Origin of the sequence: Streptomyces caniscabiei (assembly GCF_014930365.1) — a bacterium.
Taxonomy (GTDB): domain Bacteria; phylum Actinomycetota; class Actinomycetes; order Streptomycetales; family Streptomycetaceae; genus Streptomyces; species Streptomyces caniscabiei.
On record NZ_JABXWI010000072.1, the window covers coordinates 1 to 635 of the forward strand.

Sequence of the window (635 nt, forward strand, 5' to 3'; positions counted from 1 at the left end):
AACCAGCAGTGCACCGAGAACTCCACCCAGGCCAAGGGTGACGAGCCGCTGTCGCACATCCTGTCCGACATCCCGATCCTCTCGGACAACGGCAACGGCAAGGGCGGCGGCAAGTAGCCTCCGCACCCCCTGCACGACGATAAGCCGCCTATTCCGCCAATAGGGGCAATCTACGCAACCGTTGACCGGATGCCCTGTTGATCAGGGCGCAACTCCGCAACGGAGTCCGCTTTCCGAAGGGATCCAACATGAACAAGCTGTGGGCCACCGCGGCTGTTGCTGCTTCCATCGCCGGCCTCGGTGCCGCGACCGCGCCCCAGGCGCTCGCGGACGACGGTGGGACCACATCGTTCAGCGGCAACGGTGCCAGCCAGGCGTTCGGCAACTCGGTGACCAAGGGCGACATGAGCCCGCAGCTCTCGCTGGTCCAGGGCTCGCTCAACAAGCCCTGCATCGGTCTGCCCGCCAAGCTCAACGTCGGGGGCATCGGAGCCCTCGGGATCTCCGCGCTGCAGGACGTCCCGATCCTCTCCGCCCCGCAGAACCAGCAGTGCACCGAGAACTCCACCCAGGCCAAGGGTGACGAGCCGCTGTCGCACATCCTGTCCGACATCCCGATCCTCTCGGACAACGGC

The 635-nt window shown here is 66.0% G+C and carries 1 protein-coding gene and 1 pseudogene; both read left to right on the forward strand.

Translation table 11 applies throughout. The features are described 5' to 3' along the window. Positions 1-117 (forward strand): annotated as a pseudogene (locus HW837_RS49505) (rodlin); the annotation flags it as partial. Between the two features lie 131 nt (positions 118-248). Beyond that, positions 249-635, forward strand: a 387-nt coding sequence (locus HW837_RS48040) for a rodlin (protein ID WP_193383297.1), incomplete at its 3' end; no start/stop codon positions are given.